Source organism: Falsiroseomonas sp. (assembly GCF_041690465.1).
GTDB lineage: Bacteria > Pseudomonadota > Alphaproteobacteria > Acetobacterales > Acetobacteraceae > Falsiroseomonas.
Map to the genome: position 1 here is coordinate 65,576 of NZ_JAWLHG010000028.1, position 9,464 is coordinate 75,039.

Below are 9,464 nucleotides of genomic sequence, written 5' to 3' on the forward strand. Positions count from 1 at the left end.
AATCTGGATGGTTGGACTCACTCAGATCGTGACAGACACAGGCAAAAATGCTGATGAAGGCCGGCGACATCGCGGGCGGGCTGGAGATGCCCAAGGACGCCAAGCCCGGGATGCCTCCTACCAGGTCGAAGTCGTCCAGCGTGCGCTGCAACTTCTAACCCTGGTTGCCGATGCGCCCAGCCTGAGCCTGGCCGAGCTCGCCCGTCGGTCGGGGCTCACCAAGGCGCGCGCATTCCGGCTGCTCCATACGCTCGAGGCATCTGGTTTTGTCCTGCATCAGGACGGCGAGCCGGGCTTCCGCCTTGGCTACCAGGCGCTCAGGGTCGGGGCTCGCGCCGGGGAGCAGCTCGACGTGGTGCGCGTGGCCAGACCCATTGTTGAGCTCATCGGGCAGCGCTGCGACGAGACGGTGCAACTCCGGGTGCGGGACGGGCTGCACAGTGTCTGCGTCTGCCGCTGGGAGACCAGCAAGCCGGTGCGCTACCATACGGAAGTCGGGCGACGCGTGCCCTTGCACGCGGGGTCCGGAAGGCTGCTGCTTGCTTTCGCGCCGGCGGACGTGCAGCGCAGCGTGCTCGCCTCGCCTCTGGAGGCCTTCACGTCCGCAACGCCATCAAGCCCAGATCGGGTGGGCCGCGATCTCGCCGTGATCCGCAAGCAGGGCTTCTGCGTCACGCAAGGCGAGCTCGAGCCTGGTGCCATCTCGGCCAGCGTACCGGTCCGGGACGCAGCCGGGGAGGTCGTGGCGGCCTTCATCGTCGCCGCTCCCATCGCGCGAATCGGCCCTTTGCGCGCCTCGGAGCTGATCGCCTGGGCGCGTGAGGGGGCGGCCCTGGTCACAACGTCACTTGGCGGCAGCGCGGGGAGGTGATGAGTCCTTGCACTGCGATTGGATCCATGATGCGATACTGATATGACGTTTTACTGAGTGAAACGCACGGATCGTGCGCGCCAGCGGAGACCCCAGATGCCGGAGCAGGACGTCCTCGCCGCCATCTCGACGGACCGCATTCGCCGTGATGTCGAGCGGATCACGACGGACATCCCTTCGCGCCTCGCCGGTTCGCCCAATGGTCGTCGCATGGCAGAGTACAGCCGTGATGCGCTGGCCGCCGCGGGCGTCGCGGCCCGGGTGGAGGAGTTCCCCGGGCTTGTGAGCTTCCCCGGGACCGCCGAGTTGCAGGTCCTGGCGCCGCGGGAGATCGCAATCTCGGCGAACACGTTGGGTCACAGCGTTGCAACGCTGCCAGAAGGCCTGGTGGGCGAATTGATCGACGTGGGCTCCGGTGCCGCCGCGGCCTACGAAGGCCAGCACCCTATCGGCAAGATCACGCTCTCCGAACTGTCGTACCATCCGGCGCGCCACGAGAAGCAACGCATCGCGGCGGCACTCGGCGCCGCCGGCTGCGTGATGATGAACTGGGGCTTTCCCGGTGACACTGCCGTGCCCTTCGGCTCGGTCAAGCCGGCTTGGGGCAATCCGACGCCCGAGACCATGCGCACGGAGATGCCAACGCTGCCCTGCATCGGGATCTCGCGCGCCGCGGGTCTCGCGCTGCGGGAGATGCTAGGCCAGGGTCCGGTCCGCCTGCGGATGCGCGCGAACGTGGAGAATGGCTGGCGGCCGGTGCAGATTACCCTCGGCGAGATTCCGGCGCCGACGGGCGACGACTTCGTCGTCGTCGGCGGGCACCAGGATTCCTGGCCCGGACCGCAGGCCACGGACAATGCCGCGGGCTCTGCCGTCATCCTGGAACTTGCGCGCGTGTTCCAGCGGCACCGGGATCAGCTGCGCCGCGGCCTCGTCTTCGGCTTCTGGACCGGGCACGAGACCGGGACAATGGTCGGCTCGACGCACTATGTGGACCGCGAGTGGGACCGATTGCGCCGGCACGCCGTTGCCTATCTGCAGATCGACCAACCGGGCATCACCGGCACGACGGTGTGGGACTCACGCTCGAATTCCGAGCTGCGGCGCTTCCATGAGGATGCGGAACGGCGGCTGGCCGAAGGCTATCACCCCGCCTGGCGGCGCGCGGTCAAAACGGGCGACTCCTCCTTCTTCGGCCTGGGCGTGCCGATGGTGCAGGGACAGGGAACCTTCACCGAGGCTGAGCTGAAGGCCTCGGCCATGGCCACGCTGGGCTGGTGGCACCACTCCGTCGAGAACACGCTGGACAAGCTCGACTGGGGACGCATGGCCGTCCATGTCCGCGTCTACGCCGCCTGGCTCTGGGAGCTCTGCACGGCACAGATCCTGCCGTTCGAGTTCGTCACCGTGGCGGACGAGTTCGTCCGGCGGCTCGAGCACCTCGCGCCTGCCGGGGAGGCGATCGGCCTTGCGGCGGTCCGCCAGCAGGCCGAAGCCTTCAAGGCGGCGGCACAGCGCCTCGACGCCACGGCCGAGACCTGGCGCCGCCGCTATGCCGATGGCCATGCCGACGAGGCCCCGGCCGAGGCGATCAACGCCTGCCTGAAGCGGCTGTCCCGCGCGCTCGTTCCCCTGGCCAGCACGATGAAGGGTGCGTACGGGCACGACCCGTACGGATTCACGCCGCAGGGCAGCATGATTCCGGGCCTGCATGACCTGCCCCGCCTCGCGGGCCTGGGCGAGGGCGAGGAGCGCTGGCTGCTCGAGACGCAGCTCGTGCGGGAGCGGAACCGTGTGATGGACGGCCTGACGGACGCAATGGCCGAGGTGGACCGGACGCTGCAACTGCTCGGCTGAGCGCGGGGAGGGATCGATGGCGCAGAACGCGGCTCATCGTGCTGGCAGCGGGGATCGCGGCCTTGCGCACGGCCCATACGCGCGCCGGCCTGCCCGGTGAATTGAGCCATGGCCCGCATCGCCGTCGGCGGCTTCCATCACGAGACGAACTGCTTCGCCGAGCCGAAGACCGACTACGCATACTTCAACATCCAGCGCGACCGCCCGCCGCTGGTCCGCGGCGAGGAGGTGCTCCGGCGGCTGGGCGGCTCGTCCTTCGCCATGGCCGGCTTCATGGCGGAGACGCAGGACGAGCACAGCCTGCTGCCCCTGCTGTGGACCAGCGGCGGTGCCGGCGGGCTGGTGACGGCGGATGCCTATGAACGCATCGCCGGCGAGCTCGTCGGGCGGCTCTCCGAGGCGGGAGACGTGGACGCGGTCTTCCTCGACCTGCACGGGGCGATGGTGAGCGAGCCCTTCGAGGACGGCGAGGGCGAGCTGCTGCGGCGCGTGCGCGCCGTGGTCGGGCCCGCGGTGCCCATCGTCATCAGCCTCGACTACCACGCCAATGTGACGCCTGCGATGGTCGAGCATAGCGACGCCATGGTCGCCTATCTCACCTATCCGCATGTGGACCGTGCGGAGACGGGGCGGCGGGCCGCGGCGGCGCTGCGCATGGTTCTCCGCCGCGGTCGCCCGACCGAGCGCGCGCTGCGCAAGCTTCCCTTCCTGCTGCCTCTGAATGACCAGTGCACGCTGGTGGAGCCCTCCCGCAGCATCGTCGCCGGCTCGATGGTCGCCGAGGGCGATCTGGCCAGCCTCGCCTATCTCGCCGGCTTTCCGCCCTCCGACCTGTTCTGGTGCGGGCCGGCGGTGATCGCGCATGGCTGGGACCAGGGCGAGGTCGATCGTGCGGCCGACCGGATGACGCGCGAGGTGGCGCTGCAGGAGCCCAACTTCGCCGTGCCCATGGTCTCGCCGGAAGCCGGCGTCGCGGAGGCACAACGCATCGCCGCGCATGCGACGCGGCCGGTGGTGATCGCGGATACACAGGACAATTCGGGCTGCGGCGGTACGGCGGACACAACGGGACTGCTCAAGGCGCTTGTCGCGGCCGGCGTCGAGGACGCGGTGCTCGGGCTGCTCTGCGACCCGGCGGCCGCGGCCGCGGCGCATGCGGCCGGCGAAGGCGCCAGGGTCCGCATCGCCCTCGGCGGCCATGCCGGCCCGGAGGGCGTGACGCCGCTGGAGGCGGAATACGTCGTCGAGCGGCTCGGCAGCGGCCGCTTCCGGACCACCGGCCAGGTGGTCGGTGGGCGCGACGCCGATATCGGGCCGATGGCGCTGCTGCGCCTCGGCGGCGTGCGCGTGGTGGTGACCAGCAAGCGCATGCAGGCCTTCGACCAGGCGCCCTTCCAGCACCTAGGCATCGAGCCGGCGCGGCAGCGGATCCTCGGCCTGAAGAGCACCTGCCATTTCCGCGCGGAGTTCGAGCCGATCGCCGAGAAGGTGATCATCGTGCTGGCGCCCGGAATCTACCTCGCAGATCCCAGCGCCTATCCCTACCGGCGGCTCAGACCGGGGGTGCGGCTGCGGCCGCTCGGCCCCGATCACCGCGGCGCGGCGGCCTGACGTGCCAGGAGAACACCGCACACAACGAGCGAAGGAGAGACCGATGAGCAGTATCCGTCTGTCGCGGCGCGCGGCGCTCGGCGCCGCCCTGGCCATTCCGGCCTTGCCGGCGCGCGCCCAGTCTTTCCCGGACCGCACGGTGCGCGTCGTCGTGCCCTACAGCGCCGGCGGCGGCACCGACGTGGTGGCGCGCGAGATCGTCCGCCACATGGCGGAGAACCTGAAGCAGACGGTGATCGTTGAGAACCGCACCGGCGGCAACACCGCGATCGGCGCCAACTACGTCGCGGGCTCGGCGCCGGACGGCTACACGCTCTACTTCGGCGGTGCCTCCAGCCTGGTCGTGCCGCCACTGGTGACGCAGCAGATCGGCATCCGGCCGGAGGCCTTCGCGCCGGTGAGCCTGGTGCTGAAGCAGGCCTATGGCCTCGGCGTGCATCCGCCGTTCGCCAGCAGCGTCGAGGCGATGGTCGGCAAGCTGCGCGCCGAGCCCGACAAGCACGGCTTCGGCCACACCGGCACCGGCGGCATCGGCCATCTGATCGGCGAGCGGCTGATGGCCGCGACCGGCACGCGGATGGTCTCGGTGGCCTATCGCGGTTTCCAGCAGACGGTGCTGGACGTGATCTCCGGCCGTCTCGCCATGACCTTCGAGGCCACCGCCAACTTCCTGCCCTTCCTCGCCGACCAGCGCGTGCGTCTGCTCGCCGTCACCAGCGACCGCCGCCTGTCGCAGCTGCCCGATGTGCCCACCTTCGTCGAAGCCGGCTATCCCGACCTCGTGGTGCAGTCCTGGCTCGCCGTCTTCGCGCCGGCCGGCACGCCGGCGCCGGTCGTCGCGCGGCTGAACGAGGCTGTGGTGTACGCCGTGCGGCAGCCGAGCTTCCAGGCCATGGCAGCGCGCCAGCTCCAGACGCCCGAGCCCGGCTCGCCGGAGGCGCTGGCGGAGCTGATGCGGACCGACATCGCGGCGTGGCGGCGCGTGATCGAGCCGCTCAACCTGCAGGTCACGAATTGAGCGGGGAGGCCGGCATGAGCGACGCGGGACGCAAGGTTGCGATCGTCACCGGGGCGGCGCGGGGCATCGGCCGCGCCATCGCGCTGGCGCTCGCCGAGAAGGGCTTCGCCCTGGCCCTGGTCGACATGCTCGAGGATCCGCTCCGGCGCACCGCGGAGGAGGTCGCGTCGCGCGGCATGGAAAGCTGGGCGATCGTGGCCGACGTGTCCGACTATGCGGCTGCGCATCGCCATGCGGCGGCCATCGCGGCGCGCTGGGGGCGGATCGACGTGCTGGTGAACAACGCCGCCGTGCTGCAGCCCAAGCGCATCCTCGAGATCACCGAGGCCGAGTGGGACCTCGGCGTCGCGGTCAACCTGAAGGGCACCTTCAACTGGTGCCAGGCGGTGGCGCCCGCGATGCTCGAAGGCGGCGCCGGGCGCATCATCAACATCTCCTCCGTCTCGGCGAATTCCGGCCCCTCGGAACACGCGGCGAGCCGCTTCGCCTACAGCGCGACGAAGGCGGGTGTGCTCGGGCTGACGCGCGGGCTGGCGCGCGAGCTGGCGCCGAAGATCTCGGTCAATGCCGTCTGTCCCGGCCCGATCCTGACGGAACGCACGGCGGCGAGCTTCGCGCCCCACATGGAGCGCCTGCCGCGGCAGATCCCGCTCGGGCGCGTCGGCACGCCGGAGGACATCGCGGTCGTGGTGGCCTTCCTTGCCACCGCCGAGCCGCTGTTCATGACGGGCGAGATCATCGACATCGATGGTGGAGCCAACATCAACTAGGGCGGTGCCGAAATGGATCTCGACCTGCAGGGGAAGTCGGTTGCCGTGACGGGCGCCGCTGGTGGTATCGGCGGCGCCATCGTACGGCTCTTCGCCGACCTCGGCGCCGATGTGCATGCCACCGACCGAAGCGTTGAGGGCCTGGCTGCGATCGGCGTCCAGCCGAACGTCAACACGCACGTCACGGATCTGACCGACCGCGCAGCGGCGGCCGCCTGGATCGCCAATGTGGAGCGTGCGACGGGCCGGCCGGTCGACGTGCTGGTGAACAACGCCGGCGGCTCGCTCGGCCAGGTGCCGCACGCCATCGAGACCGTGAGCGACGCGGAGTGGGACAGCATCATGGCCATCAACCTCGATGCGGTCTTCGCGCTGTGCCGCGCCGTCGTGCCGGGCATGAAGCGGGCCGGAGCCGGGCGGATCATCATGGTCAGCTCGCGTGCAGGATCGAACGCTTCGCTGCATGGCATCCAGGCCTATACCGCGGCAAAGCATGCGGTGAACGGTCTGACTCGCCAGCTCGCGGCCGACCTCGGCGAGCACGGCATCACCGTGAACGGGGTCGCGCCGGGACTGGTCCGAACCAACCCGGCGCGCGACCGGCAATGGGCCAGCTACGGCGAGGCCGGGCAGAAGGCGATGCTCGGGCGGATCGGGCTGCGCCGTCTCGGCACGTCAGAGGATATCGCGAAGGTCGTTGCGTTCCTGGCATCAGATCTTTCGAGCTTCGTCACTGGCGTCGTCATCCCCGTAGATGGCGGCCATAACTAGGGAGGAGTTCCATGAGAGCGAACGGGATTTCACGCCGAAATGCCCTGCTCGGAGTGGCAGGCGCGTCTTTCCTGCCCACCATCGCGCGGGCTCAGGAGTATCCGAGCCGTCCGGTGCGGGTGATCGTGCCGTTCTCCGCCGGCGGAAACACCGACATCATGGCGCGCATCATCATGCCGCGCGTCGCGGAGCAGCTGGGCCAGCCCTTCGTGGTGGAGAACCGCCCCAGCGCGAGCACCGTGGTCGGCACCGAGGCGGTCGCGAAGGCGCAGCCCGACGGCTACACGCTTCTTGCGGTGGACACCACGCTCGCCGTTCTGCCTACGCTTCAGCCCCGACTGCCATTCGACATCTTCCGCGACCTTGTTCCGATCAGCACACTCGTCTCGGCGCCGACTACGCTGGTGGTGCGAGCGTCCCTACCTGCGCGCTCGCTGCAGGACGTCATCGCCCTTGCGAAGGCGCAGCCGGGACGTCTCAGCTATGCGACCGGAAGCATCGGCGGCACGGCGCATCTGGCGGCATTGCTGTTTCAGGAGGAAGCCGGCATCTCCCTGCTGCATGCTCCCTATTCCGGCGCCGGGCAGGCAATGACCGATCTCGTCGGTGGCCATCTCGACATAACATTTTCAGCGCTCGCCGCGGTGAGCGGACTGGTCGAGGCAGGATCGGTGCGCGCCATTGCGACCAGCGGGGCGGAGCGGGTCCCGATCGCGCCCGACCTTCCGACATTCCGCGAATCGGGACTGCCCAACGTCGTCGTGTCAGCTCATTGGGGGTTGTACGCTCCCGCCGGGACGCCGCCGCGCATCGTTGAGCGTCTCAGCGCCGCCGCCGCCGCCGCTGTGCGGGAGCCCGCGATCGAGAGTGAACTCGAAAGGCGCGGCTATGTCATTGTGGGCGGCTCTGCCGCGGATCAGGCCCGGATCCTCCGCGAGGAACATGACAAATGGGGCGCGGTAATGCGTCGAACAGGGTCAGTCCCAGGATAGCTGAACTCTCGATCGTTGATGACAGCCCTCGGGCGCCCTGCCCGGCACTATAGCTTGCGGGCGCGTCCGGTGAGTGCCGGGACCGTGGTGACTGACTTTGGTGGATCGCATATTGCGCTTGGCTCTGCTGTCGAACAGCGCAACGCATATCGCGCCGGCGCCGATTCCGTCGCAGTTCTGATACGCTGCCTGCCTGCAGGTCTTCGGATGCGCCACCGCCTTGGGCTGGACGGTGGTGTCGATGGTCACCCGCTCGAAGTGCTTCGGCTCGGCGGCGCCGGCGCGCTCTGCGGCGGCCAGCGTCTCGGCGAGCAGCAGCTCGAGCCGCTCGGCGCCGATCCGCTTGCGCCAGCGGCTCGAGGAACGATCGAGCGGCAGGGCGTGCTGGAAGTGGGTCTCGCCGCAGAAGAGCTGGACATAGGGGCTGTCGAGGAAGCGCGCGCAGACGGCGTCGTCGGAGAGGCCGTCCATGTGCTTGATCAGGTGCAGCCCGACCATCAGCCGTGTCGGCAGCCCGGGCCGGCCGATGCCCTCGCGATAGAGCGGGCCGAAGGCGGTGGCGAAGCGCTGCCAGTCGATCAGGCCGGCCAGTCGCACCAGGGCATGACGGCGGTCGACGAGGTTCACCAGCGCGGAGCGGAAGAGTTCGGGCTGCTCGGGCGGCGGCGATCTCGGCGGCACTGGCGTGCTCCTGCGCGGCAACGCGCCGAGCGAATCACGCCACCCGGACGCGTCCAACAGGGCCGCGGTTTTGCAAGGTTTTCGCCCGCTCCGGACAGCGACCCTGCAATCGCCGATACTTGCCTCCGCCAGAACGTCGAGCGACTCCGCGGCTTTCGGAGTTATTCACGGGCGACTAGGTGATTTCTGATTTGGCGGACTGGGTGATTCGCTGCGCGTCCTGTTGAGCGGAGGCGGCGATGGTGGCGGCGGTGGCGATCACCCGGACGGAGCTGGGCGCGGCTGGCCTGCGTCGGGCGGCGGGGCGCAAGCGGGATGCGGCGGCGTCGCGACGGATGCTGGCGCTGGCCCTCGTGCTGGAGGGGCTCACGCGCACGGAGGCGGCGCGCGCGGCCGGGATGGACCGGCAGACGCTCCGTGACTGGGTGCATCGCTACAACGCTGAGGGGCTGGCGGGCCTGCGCGACAGGGTTGGCGAGACCGGGCCGAAGCGGCGGCTGTCAGCGAAGCAGGAAGCGGAACTGGCCGAGTGGGTCCGCCGCGGCCCCGACCTGGCGACGCACGCCGTGGTGCGCTGGCGGCGGGCCGACCTCACGCGCGTCATCGCCGAGCGGTTCGCCGTCGTGCTGGGGGACTGTCAAGGATTTCGTGTGTTGCCGGTCATGAGGGAAAGGAGAGAGATCCCCCATGGCTCGAAGGAAGGCGTCGCACATCCCGGATGATGTGCTGGACCAGCTGCTCGCTGGCACGGATGCCGCGGCGGCCCTGCAGGAGGGCGGCCTGCTGGACGGGCTTGGGCCTACCCCGTTTGAGTGGACACCTCGGATAGGCTGAAGAGCCTGGAGGTGACGATGTCGGAAGGCGTGAAACGGCGCCGGAGCTTTCCGGAGGCG

The 9,464-nt window shown here is 69.6% G+C and carries 8 protein-coding genes and 1 pseudogene; 8 read left to right on the forward strand and 1 reads right to left on the reverse strand.

From position 1 onward, the window contains the following. Positions 1–7 precede the first annotated feature (7 nt). From ACESM1_RS21780 to ACESM1_RS21810, 7 genes are all read left to right on the forward strand, one after another. Complete coding sequence (locus ACESM1_RS21780; protein WP_372623315.1) at positions 8–871, forward strand: IclR family transcriptional regulator; 864 nt, start codon at positions 8–10, stop codon at positions 869–871. A gap of 96 nt (positions 872–967) precedes the next feature. Further along, positions 968–2,728, forward strand: coding sequence for a M28 family peptidase (locus tag ACESM1_RS21785; RefSeq protein ID WP_372623316.1), 1,761 nt, complete (start codon positions 968–970; stop codon positions 2,726–2,728). 108 nt (positions 2,729–2,836) lie between these two features. Next, positions 2,837–4,339: a M81 family metallopeptidase gene (locus tag ACESM1_RS21790; protein WP_372623317.1), complete on the forward strand. Its 1,503-nt coding sequence runs from the start codon at positions 2,837–2,839 to the stop codon at positions 4,337–4,339. A 43-nt stretch (positions 4,340–4,382) separates the two neighbouring features. Further along, complete coding sequence (locus ACESM1_RS21795; protein WP_372623318.1) at positions 4,383–5,357, forward strand: Bug family tripartite tricarboxylate transporter substrate binding protein; 975 nt, start codon at positions 4,383–4,385, stop codon at positions 5,355–5,357. 14 nt (positions 5,358–5,371) lie between these two features. Beyond that, entirely contained in the window at positions 5,372–6,127 is a 756-nt protein-coding gene (locus ACESM1_RS21800; protein ID WP_372623319.1) for an SDR family NAD(P)-dependent oxidoreductase, read from the forward strand. A gap of 12 nt (positions 6,128–6,139) precedes the next feature. After that, positions 6,140–6,898: an SDR family NAD(P)-dependent oxidoreductase gene (locus ACESM1_RS21805; RefSeq protein WP_372623320.1), complete on the forward strand. Its 759-nt coding sequence runs from the start codon at positions 6,140–6,142 to the stop codon at positions 6,896–6,898. 11 nt (positions 6,899–6,909) lie between these two features. Continuing rightward, positions 6,910–7,890 (forward strand): Bug family tripartite tricarboxylate transporter substrate binding protein, encoded by a 981-nt coding sequence (locus ACESM1_RS21810; protein WP_372623321.1) that lies wholly within the window; start codon positions 6,910–6,912, stop codon positions 7,888–7,890. Here ACESM1_RS21810 and ACESM1_RS21815 read toward each other — a convergent pair. Beyond that, a complete protein-coding gene (locus ACESM1_RS21815; protein ID WP_372623322.1) occupies positions 7,876–8,517 on the reverse strand; it encodes a transposase in 642 nt (213 codons plus the stop codon). The two genes, ACESM1_RS21810 and ACESM1_RS21815, sit on opposite strands and share 15 nt — an antisense overlap. A 296-nt stretch (positions 8,518–8,813) precedes the next feature. Between ACESM1_RS21815 and ACESM1_RS21820 the strand changes: the two are divergent. Beyond that, positions 8,814–9,206, forward strand: a pseudogene (locus tag ACESM1_RS21820) (helix-turn-helix domain-containing protein); the annotation flags it as partial. Positions 9,207–9,464: the final 258 nt, after the last annotated feature.